The following is a 17,621-nucleotide window of genomic DNA, read 5'->3' on the forward strand; positions in this document are numbered from 1 at the left end:
CTATGTTCTGAGGTAGCCTTTGCCTCTCATGCTTGATAAGAAGAAGTTTAGTGCCAACGCTAAAGATAGTAATACAATTCCTAATGCAACTCCTTGCGCAAAAGCACCTTTGCTGCTTTCCATTGCGATAGCGGTCGGAATATTGCGCGTTACGCCCATAATGTTTCCGCCTACCATCATTGAGCAGCCCACCTCGGTTACGATACGTGAGAACCCTGCAATGATAGCTGCGAGTAGAGGAAAGCGGGTTTCCCAAATCATTGTAGCGGCCACGCGCGGAATGGAGACGCCTAGCGTGATGGCAGTTTCCACAGCGCGACGGTCGCTAGATTGCAATGCACCATGCATCATCGATACCAAAACAGGGAAACAGATCACCATTTGGCCGAAAATCATCGCCTTCTGAGTGAACAGCATTTGCCAGTCTCCCCAAGGGCCAGCGCGCGACAGCAACATGTACAGCAACAGGCCAATCACGACGGTAGGGACCGCTTGCAGCGTATTCACGATCGACAACAAAAACCATTTACCGCGAAAGTCGGTATACGCCAGTACAAAGGACATCAAAATAGCCGGCAATACCACTAAAGATATTGCCGTGATAGAAACACTAAAGGAGACCGCAACGATCTCCCATAGGTCTGCATCAAAATTCACCAGTAAGCGAAGCGCTTCCAGTGTTGTATCAGCAAGATTCATATTGCGTTATTTGCTCTCAGCATTCGCAACAAACAGTTGTTTACCGTTTAGGCGGAAACCATTGATAAGTTCCTGTCCGCGAGGGTTCACCAACCAATCACTGAATGCTTTCGCGCCTTGGTAGTTGATTGTTGGGTAACGCTCAGGATTAACAAGAATAACTTGGTACGGGTTAAACAGTTTTTCATCGCCTTGGAACAGAATTTCTAGATCCAATTTGTTTTGATAAGCCAACCATGTGCCGCGGTCTGTCATGGTGTAGCCTTGCATTTCAGACGCCATGTTCAGAGTTGGGCCCATACCTTGACCTACGCTGCGGTAACCGCCAAAGTTTGGTTCGATTTTAGTTTGAGCCCAGAAGCCCATTTCTTTTTTGTGCGTACCAGAATCATCGCCGCGAGAGATGAACGTTGCGTTTTTGTTTGCGATCTCTTTGAATACATCTAACACGCCTTCGTCATTTTTGATTTTTGCTGGGTCAGCTTTCGGGCCAACAATTACAAAGTCGTTATACATCAGTTTACGAGGTAGAACGCCGTAGCCTTTCTCAACGAATGCGCCTTCGGCTTTTGGTGCGTGTGTCATCACCAAATCTACGTCACCGTTTTCGCCCATTTTTAAGGCCTTGCCAGTACCCGCAGCGATAACATCGACTTTGTAGCCCGTGTCTTTCTCAAATTGTGGAAGCAGGTAATCAAGTAACCCTGAATGGTAAGTACTGGTAGTGGTTGCTAGGCGAACGTGCTCGCCATCTTGAGCGGAAAACGCAGAGTAACTTACAAGCGTGATTGACGTCGCAGCCAGAGTTAGCGCAATTTTTTTCATTTTTATGTGTTCCTTTCCAATGATTCTTTGGCTTTTCTCCCGATGCATTGGGAGAGGCCTCTTGGGCGAGAGCGATTAGTTCAAAGTGCAAGTTGTCTTAGGGTGTTGGAATAACAAACACCAACATCCTGAGATCACTTGAATACGCCCTGTAGCCACCTTATAGCAAACAAGATGCCAACCTTTTACAAGCGAAAAGTGCTCGATTTATGCACTAAATCATGGGGTTATTTGCACAAAAGTTTGCGTTGGTACAAAATGTCGCACTTTTTGTAGGGTGTCTCTGTTTAAACTTGGTACACTCTGTCCCATCCGAAGCCATCTGGGGTAAATATGTCTACTCAATCCCATATTAGTACAAACCAACAATATAACGCCTTTTCCGTACTGGTCGTTGATGATGAATTGGGCATGCAAGCCATTTTGAAAAAGGCATTGGGGAAGCTTTTCTCACATGTCGACACTGCTGGCAGCATCGAAGAAGCAGAGCAACTGCGTAATTCTCGACATTATGATCTGATTTTACTGGATATTAATCTGCCGGGGCGCTCTGGGATTGAGTGGGAAGAAGCGTTTGAAGAAGACGACAAACGTGCCGATGTGATCTTCATGACGGGCTATGCGGATTTAGAGATTGCTATTCGCGCACTTCAACTTGGTGCTTCTGACTTTATCCTCAAGCCCTTCAACCTTGAGCAGATGCTAAAAGCGGTCAGCCGCTGTATGGATCGCCGTTTGAACGAGCGCATGCAGTACGCCATGAAGCGCGATTACCAACGTCACAATACCTCCGAGATCATCGGTGGTTCAGAAAAAACGCGTCAGCTTAAGCAGCTTATTAACCAGTTTGCACCGTCGCGTGCTTCTGTTTTGGTCGAAGGTGAGTCGGGTACGGGTAAAGAGCTGGTTGCGCGAGGTATTCACCAAGCGAGTGGGCGAACGGGCCCATTTGTGCCAATCAACTGTGGCGCCATTGCGCCAGAGCTACTTGAAAGTGAGTTATTTGGTCATACATCGGGGGCGTTTACCGGTGCGAAAAAATCTCGTGAAGGTTTGTTCCGTGTTGCGAACAGTGGCACCTTATTTCTTGACGAAATTGGGGAAATGCCACTTGCAATGCAGGCATCATTATTGCGTGTGTTAGAGCAGCGTACTATCCGTCCTGTTGGTTCAGAAAAAGAAATCAGCATTGATGTCCGTATCGTTGCTGCAACCAACCGAAACCTGCAAGAAGAGGTCAACCAAGGCAACTTCCGCAGTGACCTGTATTACCGTTTGAATGTGCTCAAAATCGAAGTGTGTCCTCTGCGTGAGCGCAAAACCGATTTGTTTGAGTTAGTGCCATTTTTCAGCAATATGCTGACGCGGGAGCTTGGTATGCCTGCGCCAAAATGGGCGCACGAGGACATGGAAGCCATGAGTGAGTACGATTGGCCAGGCAATATTCGTGAACTGAAAAACTTGATTGAGCGATGCATTTTGCTTGGCAAACCGCCTGCGCATTATTGGCGGGAGCTAAATGGTGGACACTCATTGCCTAATGTGTCGATTACCGTTTCTCATTCTGCTGAACTACCGACGTTTAAAGAAGGTAGAGAGTTCACTGGCGAGGGGTATCCAAACAACTGGACACTTAAAGAAGTCGAAAAAGCACATATAAAACAGGTCGTTAACTTGCACGAAGGCAACAAATCAGCCGCTGCTCGTGACTTAGGCGTGGCGCGTAAGACCTTAGAACGTAAGTATAAAGAATGGGATTCTGAGGATGAGGAATATGCCGACTAACGGCCCGCAGCACAAAGGATTGTCGAAATGGACGCACCGTTTTAAAACTATGGTGCGTTATCGCTTATTATTTTTAACCTCCGCACCTATCTTCCTCACTTTGATAGCCCTGATCGGGATTACCATTTATTGGTCCATCCATTATACGTGGCAAAATGCACTGCTTGATGTTTCTGAGCGTCTTGGTGTTGCGAATAACAGCGTAACGTTGTTACAGCAAAAGCAATCGAATTACGTACGTGCGTTTGCTGACTCATACGATTTTCGTATTCGCATCAATCAAGGGATACCGCAAGATGAGCTGCAAAAGTGGGTCACTGAGCAGAAGAAAAGATATGCTTTAGATTTTCTCTCTTTCCAACGCGTCAACTCGATGGAAAACAAATTCCGCTTTATGGATCTCACTAAGCGAGAATCGTTTTTTGATGTACTCAATAAAGATGAACTCGAACGCCTCGATCCTGAACTCGCTAAACGAGCGGAAGTGCCTATTCTTGCTGATGGTGGCATGGAAGCGCGTGGGTTAGTCAGTCGAACCGTGATTCCTGTGTATAGCCAAACGAATGATTTGATCGGCTTTCTTGATGGTGGTTTGCTTCTCAATAACAGTACTGTATTGGTAGATCAAATTCGCGACTTAATCTATCTCAGCGATAATGATCGCCTTCGTCCGGTTGGCACGTTGACCGTATTTCTTGATGATTTGCGTGTAAGTACCAACGTTCCTCTAGACAGCGAGCATAGGCTAGGGCGCGCCATAGGCACTCGCGTGAGCGCAGAAGTGTATAACCAAGTACTTTCAAAAGGTGAGCAGTGGGTTGACCGAGCCTATGTGTATGACGCTTGGTATATTACGGCGTATCAACCGATCAAAGACCAATACGACAACGTCATTGGTATGCTTTATACCGGTTACCTAATGTGGCCATTCGTTAAAGCCTACATGACCAACATTGCAGAAATTAGCTTGATTACGGTTATGTTATTGCTGGTTTCCGGCGTGATGGTATATCGCGGTTCTTATGATCTGTTTCGACCGATCGAACGTATCCATAAAGTGGTGAAGCAGGTCCAACAAGGAAAAGAAAAACGGATTGGTCCGTTGGGATTGGATGCCGATCATGAACTCGCACAATTAGCCAGACAGTTTGATGATATGTTAGACGCGCTAGAAGAGCGCAAAATTGAACTGAAGAACTCCGCAGCGCAACTTGAATGCAAAGTTCAAGAGCGTACAGCGAGCCTTAGAGAAAAAACCCAAGATCTAGAGCTGCATATTCAATTGCTTAACCAAACCCGCGACAAACTCGTTGTTCATGAAAAACTGGCAGCACTGGGAGAACTCACCGCGGGGATTGCTCACGAAATTAATAACCCAACCGCCGTGATCCTTGGCAACGTGGAGTTGATCCACTTTGAGTTGGGTGACGATGCAAGTCGAGTACAAGAAGAGATTGATGCGATTCACGCGCAAATCGACCGTATTCGCAATATCACGCGCAGTTTATTGCAATACAGTCGCCAAGGTGGTGTTCAAGATGAAATCACTTGGCAACATGTCAATCCTATCATTGATGAAAGCATCACCTTGGTTAAAACGGGCACCAAGAAACGCGACGTCGAGTTTGTGACTGATCTACAAGCGCATACGTCCGTTGAGATAAACCGTCACCACTTGCTACAAATCTTAGTTAATTTGCAAATGAATGCCATTCACGCAATGAACGGCAAAGGCACGTTAACCGTAGTCAGTGAAGACTGGATTGACGAGGGCGAAGTGAAAGGAGCCGCGATTCATGTTATTGACGAGGGTTGCGGTATTAAGCCAGAAAACTTGAATCGAATCTTCTCACCATTTTACACGACGAAGCGAGAGGGTACTGGATTGGGACTGTCGGTCTCTCAAAGTATCCTCAGCCAAACGGGTGGTGAGCTAAAAGCCGAGTCGGAATGGGGAAAGGGCAGTAAATTCAGTATTTATTTACCTAAAAAAGCCGAGCTGATCCTAGAGGTGACGAATATCGCTTAGTCACTTGTTGTAAGCATTACGGAAGAAAGAGCCAGTTATAATACTGGCTCTTTTTTGTATTCAATGACGCATTTGTGTTTGAGCTTTTTGCTTTGAAGAAGCACTGCGATGGTTTCACTAGCGATGAATTAATAAAAACAACACTTGCAGTATGTAGCATGAACAAGTACCGTTGCCCGGTTTTTCTAAATACACCCCAATTGCTAAGGTAAAGGTTTTGATCTCCACAGCGAATATTACTCAACAATTCGGCGCTAAGCCGCTATTCGAAAACATTTCAGTTAAGTTCGGCGAAGGTAATCGCTACGGCTTAATTGGAGCTAACGGTTGTGGTAAATCAACCTTTATGAAGATCCTCAGCGGCGAGCTTGAGCAAACCAGCGGTAACGTGAGTTACGATCCAAACGAGCGCGTTGCAAAACTAAACCAGGACCAGTTCGCTTACGAAGAATTTACGGTAATCGATACCGTTATCATGGGTCATAAAGAGCTATGGGAAGTGAAGAAAGAGCGTGACCGCATCTACTCACTTGCTGAAATGAGTGAAGAAGACGGCATGAAAGTGGCTGACCTAGAAGTTCAGTTTGCGGAAATGGACGGCTACATGGCAGAAGCCAAAGCGGGCGAGCTTCTTCTTGCGGTGGGTATTCCAATGGAGCAGCACTTCGGCCTAATGAGTGAAGTGGCGCCGGGCTGGAAACTTCGTGTGCTTCTAGCGCAAGTTCTATTCGCAGACCCAGACGTTATGCTGCTTGACGAACCTACCAACAACTTGGACATGGATACGATCCGTTGGTTGGAAGACACGCTAAATGCGCGTAACTGCACCATGATCATCATCTCGCACGACCGCCACTTCCTAAACTCAGTATGTACGCACATGGCGGACTTGGATTACGGTGAACTGCGCATTTACCCAGGTAACTATGATGAGTACATGACAGCAGCTTCTCAAGCTCGTGAACGTCTATTAAACGACAACGCGAAGAAGAAAGCACAAATTGCTGAGCTACAAACGTTCGTTGCACGTTTCTCAGCAAACGCATCGAAAGCAAAACAAGCGACATCTCGTGCTAAGCAAATCGACAAGATCAAACTGGATGAAGTTAAAGCGTCTAGCCGTCAAAACCCATTCATTCGTTTCGAGCAGTCGAAAGAGCTGTTCCGTAACGCTCTGATTGTTGAAAACCTAAGCCAAGGATTCGAAGAGGACTTGTTCTCAGACTTCAATGCAATTTTTGAAGTGGGTGAGCGCGTTGCGATCATCGGTGAGAACGGTGTGGGTAAAACAACACTTCTAAACACGCTTGCTGGTGTGCTTGAACCGCGTGCGGGTGAGTACAAATGGTCTGAAAACTCAAACATCGGTTACTACGCGCAAGACCACGCGCATGACTTTGCAGAAGACATGAACCTAACGGATTGGATGGGTCAATGGCGTCAAGAAGGTGATGACGAGCAAGTCGTTCGTGGTTTCCTTGGTCGTATGCTGTTTGGTCAAGACGACATTAAAAAGTCAGTAAAAGTACTGTCTGGTGGTGAGCAAGGTCGTATGCTGCTTGGTAAGCTGATGATGCACAAGCCAAACATGCTGCTAATGGACGAACCTACCAACCACATGGATATGGAATCGATTGAATCTTTGAACACCGCGCTTGAGCAATACAAAGGCACGTTGTTCTTCGTATCTCACGACCGTGTATTCGTAGACTCGCTAGCAACGCGTATTATCGAAATCCGCGATGGCAAGATCACGGACTTCAAAGGCACGTACTCTGAGTTCCTAAAATCTCGTGGCGTTGACGCGTAATTACTCGCGAAGCGTTTAAAAAGCAAAAGCCTCGCTATTTAGCGAGGCTTTTTATATTGGTCTTAATCCTTAAATTGACCGGTTATATACGCATATATGCCGACGACACCAAATGTAATGATCATTGAGAGCATGATGCCACTGGGCGTGAGCAAAAAATTCCACAGTTGGTCATTGTCCATAGTTCACATCCTTTGTGAATGAGCTGTAGTTAGCATCAATTAAAGCAAGCGTTGTATTGCTACAACACATGTTGCTATTTCTGACTTATATCGTTTAATTAAGCCTTCATAACGTGATGATTTACTTATCCCAATTGTTATAAGTTTACACGAATCGACGGTTTTGTATTATTTTCTCGTTAACGAGATGCACTTTCGCCTTTCACATCAAACTCAATCTTGTCGGCTCCGGTAAATACTTGGAAGCGTAAACCTTTTGCTCGCGCAATCGTCGTAATGCCAAATTGTTTCGCAAGATCTAACCCCATTTGAGTAACGCCAGAGCGAGAAAGCAGAACAGGAATGCCCATTTGGGCCACTTTAATCACCATCTCTGAAGTAAGGCGACCAGTTGTGTAGAAAATTTTATCTTCACCTGTTTCTTCTTTGAGCCACATCTCACCTGCAAGCGTATCCACTGCGTTGTGACGGCCGACATCTTCCACAAATGACAATACCTCATTGCCTTTGCAAACCGCACAGCCATGCACCGCGCCCGCTTTTTTGTAGGTGTCGTTGTAATGAGTCAACGCTTCTAGTGCGGAGTAGATTTCTGATTGCTTAAGCGGAACTTGAGGCACTTGGTAGTTCTCAAGTTGTTTCATCACATTGCCATACATGGTGCCTTGACCACAGCCAGATGTGACGGTTTTCTTTTTCAGAGCGCCTTCTAAATGTTCGGTATTTTCTTTAGTAATCACTGCTGCGGAATGCGTTTCCCAGTCAATAATGACGGACTCAATCGCTGCTGGATCGGACAGGAAGCTTTGGTTTTTCAAATAACCTAGTACTAACGCTTCTGGACGCGAACCTAGCGTCATGAGCGTGACTACTTCTTTCCAGTTCAGCATGACCGTAAGAGGGCGCTCGCACGCGATTTGCTTCGTGAGCTTTTCGCCGTACTCGTCGTACACATCGACTTCGATGGTTTGCAGGGGATTTTCACTGGTTTTAATAATATTTGGTTTCAGCACAGTCGTGTCCTAGTGATTAAGAGCGTTAGGTTGCTACGCATTTAGCTTGCTAAGTGGTTAGCAAAGCAAATCTCGTTCCAAAATAGCGGTTCCCACAAAAATTGCGAGGTTTTATGTCAACAATGCATTAAAACTGCGAGTTCGCAGTAATGACACATCAGTACATTTGAGTTTCGGCTAGTTTGGTACTTATAGCCAGAGGACATGAATAGGCTAAGCTTTATCAGTGTGGCTCGTTTATTGCTTGTAAGTCAATAAAATGGTCGAAAGTAAGGTCAAAGTGTCCTGATTGCTTTCAGACCAAAATAGAAAAACTGGGTGAGTTATGTCGGATAAGAAAGATTTCGAGAACAATTACTACGAGAAGACCGAAGACGCATGGCCAATTGGCGTAGAGCTTGTTGAGCATGAGATCAGTACAGGGATTTGGGTAACAACCCAATGGCAGTTGACGGGATTTGCGCTAAATCCGACGGAAGAGACTCCCGATGTTTGTCTGTTGCAATTACACAAAGACGAGCGTACAGACTACCGCTTTAACTTAAGCTCTCAGCAACCTAAACTTTTTTTAGTGATGGATAACGTCGAGTCTGGTGAAAAACCAGCGATACAGCTACTAACGGCTTCACAATCTGTCGCGGCGCAATATATGGATGGCGACAACCTTGTACTATCCAACGATATGCCGTTAGCCGTTCAGGCTTGGATGGAAGCCTTTATCGGTCGACACGGTGAGTTGTTAGAAGTAAGACGTAAGAAACGCAAAGGAGCGGGCAGAGCAAATGGCAACTAGTTTTTTAAGCCGTTGGTCGAAACGTAAATTAGAAGAATCTTCCCAACATGATGAAGAGATCACGCCGATAGCAGAGACGGAGCAATCCGAAGATAGTGTCACAGCGCTTTCAAACGCTGACGAAAGCTCAGACGCTTTGAACGTCAATGAGATTAGTCAGGCTCCAGACATTACCGCGAGTGTAGAGTCTGAAAAGCCCGAAGAAATGTCTGTAGCGCAACTGCTGGTTTCTGAAGCTTCAGAAAGCGTCAAGAAAGCCGCGCTGCGCAAAATGTTCTTGTCCGAAGAATTTAACGTGCGTGATGGCCTAGACGATTACGATGATGATTACAGTAACTTAAAGTCACTTTCTAAAGACGTCGCAGAGACGCTGCGTGATTGGGTTAAAGAAAAAGTGGAAGAAGAACCAGACGCTGAAACGGCGCAAGGATCTGAACTTAACGCTGACGATATCGCATCTGAGGTGGTTGAAGACTCAGAACTAAACGCCGAAAAAAGTGCCGGAATTACCCAAGATGAAAATGAACTGTATATAAATACAGCATCTGGTGAAAGTGATACTTTTGCTGAGGAATCACCGCCTAACGAGGTGAGACAAAATATACCACACAAAGAATAGGTACATTTTGACTAAACACTCAATGAACCGGCTGGGACAAAATGTCTCAACCGGTTTTTTTATCCCTACTATTTGTCGGTAAAATGTCTAACTGATTGAATTTTAATTGATATTTTATTGGCATGACATTTGCTATTTGTTGCTCAATACCAATCTGGTTGAAGTTAGCACGGACGCACTGCGTAGTATTCATCGCCTATAGATGGCGGAATAAGAATGCTCATTGATAAGTTAATCAGCAGAATCTCCGGCGCTAACTACACTAAGAGATGGAAAAGACTATCCATGTTCATAAATGGAATTGAGCAATGCTGAAACAATTATTAGAACAAGCAACTTCCAATAACGGTAAAGCGAGGCTGTACGCTTTCGAAAATACCGTAGAGTTGACCAATCTTATTCCACCAACCGTAAGCTATGAAAGCGGCGGTAATACTTTGATTGTGGGCCCAACGGCAATCATCGAAAGTGCGGCAGCGCAATTGTCGCAAATGAACAGCCTAACGCTGCTTTCTACCGATGGCGAAAAGGGCACAAATCCCGAGCTTTATTACGCCAATTCGGTTCAGGTTTCAGGGTTCTTAGGTACGTTTGAAGTTCTGATTGAAAATCATGGTTCGACCAACAATCTTGCCAAGGTCGCGATCAATAGCGATTGTTTCGATATCGTACTCGATCTTTGCCTAAACAGCTGCATGTCGGAAGAAGTACCAGTACCGGGCTACTACCCAGTTGGTCGTGGCTATCCGAAACTGGCTGAGGCGTTGGAAGAAATTCCAACCTTGATGGGGACATTCGATAAACCGAAATTCTTCCGTTTAGATACCGATCTATGTGCACATAGCTCTCGTGGCGTAAAAGGTTGCGAACGTTGTGTGGATGCTTGCCCGGCAGGGGCGCTATCGAGTGAAGGCAGCGACAAAACGGGCCATCGCATCGAGATCAACCCATACCTATGTCAAGGCGTAGGCACTTGTGCTACGGCGTGTCCGACAGAAGCTATTCATTACGCATTGCCAAACCCCGAAGATACACAAAAGTTTATTGAACGTACGCTAGCCAACTATGAGCAAGCGGGTGGTTTAGATCCTATCGTATTGATTTGTAGTTCTCGCCACGAGAGTTACAACGTGATGGCACTAAAAGCACTGCCAGATAATGTGATTCCAATTGTGGTGGAAGAACTGCCTTCGGTTGGTATAGATACTTGGTTCGCCGCGCTTGTGAACGGTGCTACTCAGGTGCTATTTGCGGCTTCGCGTTTTATGCCTCAAACCATTATTCGTGTGCTTAATAGCGAAGTAGGTATTGCTCAAGAGCTGCTCGACCAACTTGGTATCGCCAAAGAAACCATCGACATTTTGTATCTAGAGTCATTACGTGAAGGTGCTCCGATACTCTGTACCGAGTCTTTTGATTTGGCATTAGGAGACTTGCAAGGTAACAAACGTCAGCGTCTATTTACGGCGTTGGATGCGTTGTCAGCATCACGTATTCCAGTTGAGAACATTGTTGAACTGCCAGCGAATGCTCCTTACGGCACTGTTTCTTGTGAAAGCAAAGATTGTACGTTGTGCATGAGCTGTGTGGCGGTGTGTCCAACACGTGCATTGCATACGGACGGCCAATCTCCGTCGCTTAAATTCGTCGAGCAAGACTGCATTCAATGTGGGCTGTGCGAGAAAGCGTGTCCAGAGAAAGTGCTGACGCTTACTCCTCGTATGAACTGGGTGAAAGAAGAACGCCAGAAAGCGGTTGTGATTCATGAAGAAAAGGCAGCCGAGTGCATTCGCTGTCACAAGCCTTTTGCTCCGCAATCGATGATCGACATGCTGCAAAACAAGCTTCGTGGTCATTCTCATTTCTCTGATGAAGCTGCCATTAATCGCATCGCCATGTGTGAAGACTGTCGTGTGATCGACATGTTTGAATCGATGGCTGCTGATCCAATGAATCAATTGAAATACTAGGAGCTCGCAGTGGATACACAACAAGAACAAACACTGAGAACGGACATTTATCTCGTTCTATCCGCACTTTTTCGTAGTGCGCCAAGTGAGGAAATGCTGGCGTTCTTGAAATCGCTAGAAATTGAACCGTCTGAGAGCGCGATGCAAAAAGCTTGGCTCGCACTGCAACAAGCCGCGAACGAAGCGCAGCGAGAAGCGTTAGAAGAAGAATATCAAGATCTGTTTATTGGCATTGGACGTGGTGAAGTTGTGCCATTCGGGTCTTGGCATCGTACTGGCTCGATGATGGAAAAACCGTTAGCGGAAATTCGTCGCGATTTGGAACTTTTAGGCATCGAACGAGAAGAGAACGTGAAAGAGCCTGAAGATCATATTTCTGCACTATGCGAAGTGATGGCAATGCTGACGGGTGAAGAGGGAGAACTTCAACAAGCGGTGTTTAACAAACACATCGCCCCTTGGTTCCAATCTTTTACGCGCCAACTAGAGAACGCCGAAAGCGTGAACTTCTACAAGCCAGCTGCGCAGCTTTGCGATGCGTTTTTAACGTTAGAGCAAGTGCGCTTTAGCGTGAACACCAAAAGCAGTAAGAGCAAATTAAAAATTGATGTGAAAAACGTCACTGATTACGAGTAATCGAGCAGTACTTGGTCATATCGATAGAGAGGCATGAGTCTCCAAAGATCTACCGTAAGGTAAGGAAGCAATGATGAAAGATAATAAAGAAATAAACACAAGCCGTAGGGATCTCCTAAAAGGCTTCACAACCGCTGCCGTTGCTGGTGCTGTTGTTGCGGGAACCACGAAAGTGGCCGTTGCTTCAGAAACGGTTGAGCCTTCTGAAAAAGACGTGAAGAAGAAAGGGTATCGTGAAACTCAACACATTCGCGATTACTACGACACACTTTAGGAGATAACGGATGAAACTTGTCAAACGCTCCGACAGTGTGAGCAAAGAAACGAACCAGCTTGGCGTATCTCGTCGTGCATTCATGAAAAACACTTCGCTTGCCGCTGGTGGCGCAGTGGTTGGTGCTAGTCTATTCGCACCGGGAATGATGAAAAAAGCGCAAGCAAAATCCGTCGATCCAGAAGCGAAAACAGAAGTAAAACGTACTATCTGTTCTCACTGTTCAGTGGGTTGTGGTATTTACGCAGAAGTTCAAAATGGTGTTTGGACGGGTCAAGAGCCTGCATTCGACCACCCATTTAACGCCGGTGGTCACTGTGCAAAAGGCGCAGCACTGCGTGAACATGGTCACGGTGAGCGCCGTCTTAAATACCCAATGAAGCTTGAAAACGGTAAGTGGAAAAAGCTTTCTTGGGATCAAGCGATCGAAGAAATCGGTAACAAGGTGATGGACATCCGCAAAGAGTCTGGCCCTGATTCGGTTTACTTCTTGGGAAGCGCAAAACACAGCAACGAACAAGCGTACTTGTTCCGCAAAATGGCATCACTTTGGGGCACTAACAACGTTGACCACCAAGCGCGTATTTGTCACTCAACAACAGTGGCGGGTGTAGCGAACACTTGGGGTTACGGTGCGATGACCAACTCTTTCAATGACATGCACAACTGTAAGTCGATGCTGTTCATTGGTTCAAACCCAGCTGAAGCACACCCAGTAGCGATGCAGCACATTCTGATCGCAAAAGAGAAGAACAACTGTAAGATCGTCGTAGCGGATCCTCGTCGTACACGTACGGCAGCAAAATCGGATCACTATGTATCACTTCGTCCTGGTTCTGACGTAGCATTCATTTGGGGTGTGTTGTGGCACATCTTCGAAAACCAATGGGAAGATAAAGAGTTCATCCGTCAACGTGTATTCGGTATGGATGAAATCCGTGCTGAAGTAGCGAAGTGGACGCCAGCAGAAGTTGAGCGTGTAACAGGCGTAAGCGAAGAAGACGTTTACCAAACAGCAAAACTGCTTTCTGAAAATCGCCCAGGCTGTATCGTTTGGTGTATGGGTGGTACTCAGCATACTACCGGTAACAACAACACACGTGCTTACTGTGTGCTTGAGCTAGCACTTGGTAACATTGGTAAATCAGGCGGCGGCGCAAACATCTTCCGTGGTCACGATAACGTACAAGGCGCAACCGACCTTGGCGTACTTTCTGACACGCTACCGGGCTACTACGGCCTTTCTGAAGGGGCTTGGCGTCATTGGTCAAAAGTGTGGGAAATCGATTACGAATGGATTAAAGGTCGTTTCGATGACAACGCTTATAGCGGTCAGAAACCAATGCACAGTGCAGGTATTCCTGTATCCCGTTGGGTTGATGGTGTACTGGAAAACAAAGACAACATTCGTCAACGCGAAAACATCCGTGCAATGTTCTACTGGGGACACGCAGTGAACTCTCAAACACGTGGTGTTGAGATGAAAAAAGCGATGCAGAAGCTGGACATGATGGTGATCGTGGACCCATACCCAACTGTTGCTGCGGTAATGAACGACCGTACCGACGGCGTTTACCTGCTGCCTGCAACAACGCAGTTTGAAACATACGGCAGTGTTACCGCTTCTAACCGCTCTCTACAATGGCGTGATCAGGTGATTGAACCTTTGTTCGAATCAAAACCAGACCACGAAATCATGTACCTGCTTTCGAAGAAACTGGGCTATTCAGATCTTCTGTTCAAAAACATCCGTGTTGAAAACAACCAGCCGGTGATTGAAGACCTAACGCGTGAATTCAACAAAGGCATGTGGACGATTGGTTACACAGGCCAAAGCCCAGAGCGTTTGAAAGCGCACCAACAAAACTGGCATACGTTCCACAAAACCACATTGGAAGCGGAAGGTGGCCCTGTCAACGGTGAAACCTACGGTCTACCTTGGCCATGTTGGGGTACACCGGAAATGAAACACCCAGGCACACACATTCTGTACGATACGTCTAAGACGGTTGCAGAAGGTGGCGGTAACTTCCGTACGCGCTTTGGTGTGGAATTCGAAGGCAAGAGCCTTCTTGCAGAAGACAGTTACTCGAAAGGCTGTGAAATCAAAGATGGTTACCCAGAGTTCACTGACAAGTTATTGAAACAACTTGGTTGGTGGGACGATCTAACTGCTGAAGAGAAAGCGGCAGCAGAGGGTAAAAACTGGAAGACTGACCTTTCTGGCGGTATTCAGCGTGTCGCGATCAAGCACGGTTGTATTCCATTTGGTAACGCGAAAGCGCGTGCGATTGTTTGGACGTTCCCAGACCGCGTACCACTGCATCGTGAACCACTATACACACCGCGCCGTGACCTTGTAACGGACTACCCAACTTGGGACGACAAAGATGCGATCTTCCGTGTTCCTACGTTGTATAAATCCATTCAAGAGCAAGACAAATCTGGCGAGTACCCAATCGTTCTGACTTCTGGTCGTCTGGTTGAATACGAAGGTGGTGGTGAAGAGACGCGTTCAAATCCATGGCTTGCCGAGCTTCAACAAGAAATGTTTGTTGAAGTGAATCCGAAAGACGCGAACGACCTTGGTTTCAGAGATGGTGATGATGTTTGGGTTGAAGGTGCAGAGAAGGGACGAATCAAGGTGAAAGCGATGGTAACACGTCGCGTGAAACCAGGCTTGGCGTTCATTCCGTTCCACTTTGGCGGTAAGTTCGAAGGTGAAGACCTACGTCCTAAATACCCAGAAGGTACACAGCCTTACGTTGTTGGCGAATCGGCTAACACGGCAACCACTTACGGTTACGACCCGGTTACCTTGATGCAGGAAACCAAAGTAACCCTATGTAACATTCGTAAAGCGTAAGGAGTCTGACAATGGCACGAATGAAATTTCTATGTGACACCAAGCGCTGTATCGAGTGTAACGGCTGTGTTACTGCATGTAAGAACGAAAACGACGATGCGCTTGAATGGGGCATTCAACGTCGCCGCGTGGTAACACTAAACGACGGTGAAGCTGGTGAAAACTCCATCTCTGTTGCTTGTATGCACTGTACCGATGCGCCTTGTATGGCAGTTTGTCCAGCTGATTGTTTCGAACATACCGAAGACGGCATCGTTCTTCACAATAAAGATCTGTGTATCGGTTGTGGTTACTGTTTGTTTGCTTGTCCGTTTGGCGCACCTCAGTTCCCTAAACAAGAAGCGTTTGGTGAACGTGGCAAAATGGATAAATGTACGTTCTGTGCGGGCGGCCCAGAAACAGAGCCTGGCTCTGAGGAAGAGCGCCAAAAATACGGTGCGAACCGTATCGCAGAAGGCAAGTTACCAATGTGTGCATCGCTTTGTTCAACAAAAGCGCTGCTTGCGGGTGACGCAGAGAAAGTCTCTGACATTTTCCGTCAACGTGTGGTAGAACGCGGCGCGAAAAACGCAGGTTGGACAGACGGAAACGATCTTTCTTACGATGCGACGAAAAGCTAAGTAAGGAGAGGCACATGTTAAACACGCTTAAACGTGCATCTCTAGCAATGCTGTCAATGATGACGGCATTGCTGCTGACTTTCGCAATGCCTGCTTCAGCAGAAGAACAATCTTCTAAAGTTATTCAACAGGAGATCACGCAACTCGCCGGGGCAGACTATTGGCGCGAAGTCAGAGAGGGGCAAGAAGGCTACACCACGTCTCAATCGCCAGAACATGGCATATTAATCAGTAAACCTGGTGAGACTTGGTACATTCTAAAAGAGAAATGGATGTCTCCTGCGGGTGCTGTCGCGATTTTCGGCAGTATTGCAATGGTAATCATGGCTTACGTATTCGTTGGCCCTTTGATGCTAAGCAAGCCGCGTACTGGCAGAAAGATGAAACGTTGGTCTCGTTTAGACCGCGCGCTTCACTGGAGTATGGCGTTTACATTTTTAACGTTGGCATTCAGTGGTTTGATGCTGGTTTACGGTAAGCACTTCTTAAAACCGTACGTTCCTACTGAGTTCTGGGGCTTTATCGTCATGTTGGCGAAGCAGTACCACAATTACATGGGACCCTTGTTCTTCATTTTGCTGATGCTCGTGCTCTTTAAATGGTGGCGCAAGTCGATTCCAAACATGACTGATGTTCGTTGGTTCATGAAAATGGGCGGTATGGTTGGTAAACACAAAGGCACACATCCGTCAGCTGGTTTCTCAAACGGTGGCGAGAAGGCAATCTATTGGTTATTGATCTTCTTTGGTGCTATCGCGGCAGTGAGTGGCTTAGTTCTAGATTTTCCTATCTTTGGCCAAACTCGCCGTGACATGGAGCTTTCTAACTTAGTTCACGCGATTTCGGCACTGATTCTAATCTGTGGCTTTATCTTCCACATCTATATTGGTCTATTCGGTATGGAAGGTGCGTTAGAAGGCATGGTGACTGGTGAAGTTGACGAGACATGGGCGAAAGAACACCACGATCTTTGGTATGAGGAAGTGAAGTCCAAAGAAGCAATGGGCGAATCAAATACGGCACAAACGGAAGCAAAAGGAGCGAAAGCGAATGAACAAACCTCATAACGGGATTTGGGTTGCGTACATCCTGAGCTGTCTGACCCCGTTTACGTTTCTGATCTCAGGCGTTATCGCAATTATCTATGCGGGTTACCGATTAGATAAGGGAGAAGACAGCGACGTAGTGATTTCTCATTACTACGGTTTAATTCGCACCTTCTTCCTCTACCTGACGTTTTTTGTTGTGTTGATCGTCACCGTCGCGACTTCTAACGGTGTACTCGTTGGCGTGAGTGATTATTGGTTGCATAGTACTTTGCTTGAAACCATCGCTTACTTTATTCCTTGGGTAGGGATGGTGTTTGCTGCATTAGCCATCTTGGTGTGGTTTATGCGAATGTTTCAAGGGATGCAGCAACTGAGCAATAACCAACCACACAGACCATCGACAGGTCCAAACCTTTAATCAGTATTCTTTAAGCAAAACCGCCGTAATAGG

General features: G+C 46.4%; 15 protein-coding genes. 12 read left to right on the forward strand and 3 right to left on the reverse strand.

The annotated features are described in order from the left end of the window. Together LIX84_RS15415 and LIX84_RS15420 are read right to left on the reverse strand one after the other, a co-directional pair. Complete coding sequence (locus tag LIX84_RS15415) at nucleotides 1–699, reverse strand: ABC transporter permease (protein WP_005396188.1); 699 nt, start codon at nucleotides 697–699, stop codon at nucleotides 1–3. A 6-nt stretch (nucleotides 700–705) separates the two neighbouring features. After that, complete coding sequence (locus LIX84_RS15420; RefSeq protein ID WP_054867071.1) at nucleotides 706–1,524, reverse strand: substrate-binding domain-containing protein; 819 nt, start codon at nucleotides 1,522–1,524, stop codon at nucleotides 706–708. Nucleotides 1,525–1,857: 333 nt separating this feature from the next. On the opposite strand from LIX84_RS15420, the gene LIX84_RS15425 reads away from it, so the two are divergent. The 3 genes from LIX84_RS15425 to LIX84_RS15435 all read left to right on the forward strand — a co-directional run bounded on the left by LIX84_RS15425 (nucleotide 1,858) and on the right by LIX84_RS15435 (nucleotide 7,148). Further along, nucleotides 1,858–3,309, forward strand: a complete 1,452-nt coding sequence (locus tag LIX84_RS15425; protein WP_226421679.1) for a sigma-54-dependent transcriptional regulator — start codon at nucleotides 1,858–1,860, stop codon at nucleotides 3,307–3,309. Further along, the gene (locus LIX84_RS15430) at nucleotides 3,299–5,338 is read left to right on the forward strand and encodes a sensor histidine kinase (RefSeq protein ID WP_226421680.1); all 2,040 of its coding nucleotides are present in this window, start codon (nucleotides 3,299–3,301) and stop codon (nucleotides 5,336–5,338) included. Before LIX84_RS15425 ends, LIX84_RS15430 begins: the two co-directional genes overlap by 11 nt. A 217-nt stretch (nucleotides 5,339–5,555) precedes the next feature. Continuing rightward, complete coding sequence (locus tag LIX84_RS15435; RefSeq protein WP_012841837.1) at nucleotides 5,556–7,148, forward strand: ABC-F family ATPase; 1,593 nt, start codon at nucleotides 5,556–5,558, stop codon at nucleotides 7,146–7,148. Nucleotides 7,149–7,509: 361 nt separating this feature from the next. On the opposite strand, the gene LIX84_RS15440 is transcribed toward LIX84_RS15435, so the two are convergent. Further along, nucleotides 7,510–8,343, reverse strand: a complete 834-nt coding sequence (locus LIX84_RS15440; protein ID WP_005396179.1) for a formate dehydrogenase accessory sulfurtransferase FdhD — start codon at nucleotides 8,341–8,343, stop codon at nucleotides 7,510–7,512. A 325-nt stretch (nucleotides 8,344–8,668) separates the two neighbouring features. Here LIX84_RS15440 and LIX84_RS15445 point away from each other — a divergent pair, with 325 nt between their 5' ends. From LIX84_RS15445 to LIX84_RS15485, 9 genes are all read left to right on the forward strand, one after another. After that, a complete protein-coding gene (locus LIX84_RS15445; protein WP_025499918.1) occupies nucleotides 8,669–9,136 on the forward strand; it encodes a DUF3305 domain-containing protein in 468 nt (155 codons plus the stop codon). Further along, on the forward strand, nucleotides 9,126–9,755 hold the full coding sequence (locus tag LIX84_RS15450) for a DUF3306 domain-containing protein (RefSeq protein WP_226421681.1): 630 nt from the start codon (nucleotides 9,126–9,128) through the stop codon (nucleotides 9,753–9,755). Before LIX84_RS15445 ends, LIX84_RS15450 begins: the two co-directional genes overlap by 11 nt. 308 nt (nucleotides 9,756–10,063) lie before the next feature. After that, complete coding sequence (locus LIX84_RS15455; RefSeq protein WP_031846250.1) at nucleotides 10,064–11,725, forward strand: 4Fe-4S dicluster domain-containing protein; 1,662 nt, start codon at nucleotides 10,064–10,066, stop codon at nucleotides 11,723–11,725. A gap of 9 nt (nucleotides 11,726–11,734) precedes the next feature. Further along, on the forward strand, nucleotides 11,735–12,361 hold the full coding sequence (locus tag LIX84_RS15460) for a TorD/DmsD family molecular chaperone (protein WP_226421682.1): 627 nt from the start codon (nucleotides 11,735–11,737) through the stop codon (nucleotides 12,359–12,361). Nucleotides 12,362–12,434: 73 nt separating this feature from the next. Further along, nucleotides 12,435–12,635, forward strand: a complete 201-nt coding sequence (locus tag LIX84_RS15465) for a twin-arginine translocation signal domain-containing protein (RefSeq protein ID WP_005396171.1) — start codon at nucleotides 12,435–12,437, stop codon at nucleotides 12,633–12,635. A 10-nt stretch (nucleotides 12,636–12,645) separates the two neighbouring features. Continuing rightward, nucleotides 12,646–15,501, forward strand: coding sequence for a formate dehydrogenase subunit alpha (locus LIX84_RS15470; RefSeq protein WP_005396169.1), 2,856 nt, complete (start codon nucleotides 12,646–12,648; stop codon nucleotides 15,499–15,501). Nucleotides 15,502–15,512: 11 nt separating this feature from the next. Next, on the forward strand, nucleotides 15,513–16,121 hold the full coding sequence (gene fdh3B, locus LIX84_RS15475) for a formate dehydrogenase FDH3 subunit beta (protein ID WP_005377536.1): 609 nt from the start codon (nucleotides 15,513–15,515) through the stop codon (nucleotides 16,119–16,121). Nucleotides 16,122–16,135: 14 nt separating this feature from the next. Next, entirely contained in the window at nucleotides 16,136–17,188 is a 1,053-nt protein-coding gene (locus LIX84_RS15480; RefSeq protein WP_226421683.1) for a formate dehydrogenase subunit gamma, read from the forward strand. Then, nucleotides 17,172–17,588 carry a hypothetical protein gene (locus LIX84_RS15485; protein ID WP_053807413.1) on the forward strand — a complete coding sequence of 139 codons (417 nt, stop codon included), beginning with the start codon at nucleotides 17,172–17,174 and terminating at the stop codon, nucleotides 17,586–17,588. Before LIX84_RS15480 ends, LIX84_RS15485 begins: the two co-directional genes overlap by 17 nt. Nucleotides 17,589–17,621 lie beyond the last annotated feature (33 nt).

Origin of the sequence: Vibrio sp. E14 (genome assembly GCF_020515785.1) — a bacterium.
GTDB classification, from domain to species: domain Bacteria; phylum Pseudomonadota; class Gammaproteobacteria; order Enterobacterales; family Vibrionaceae; genus Vibrio; species Vibrio diabolicus.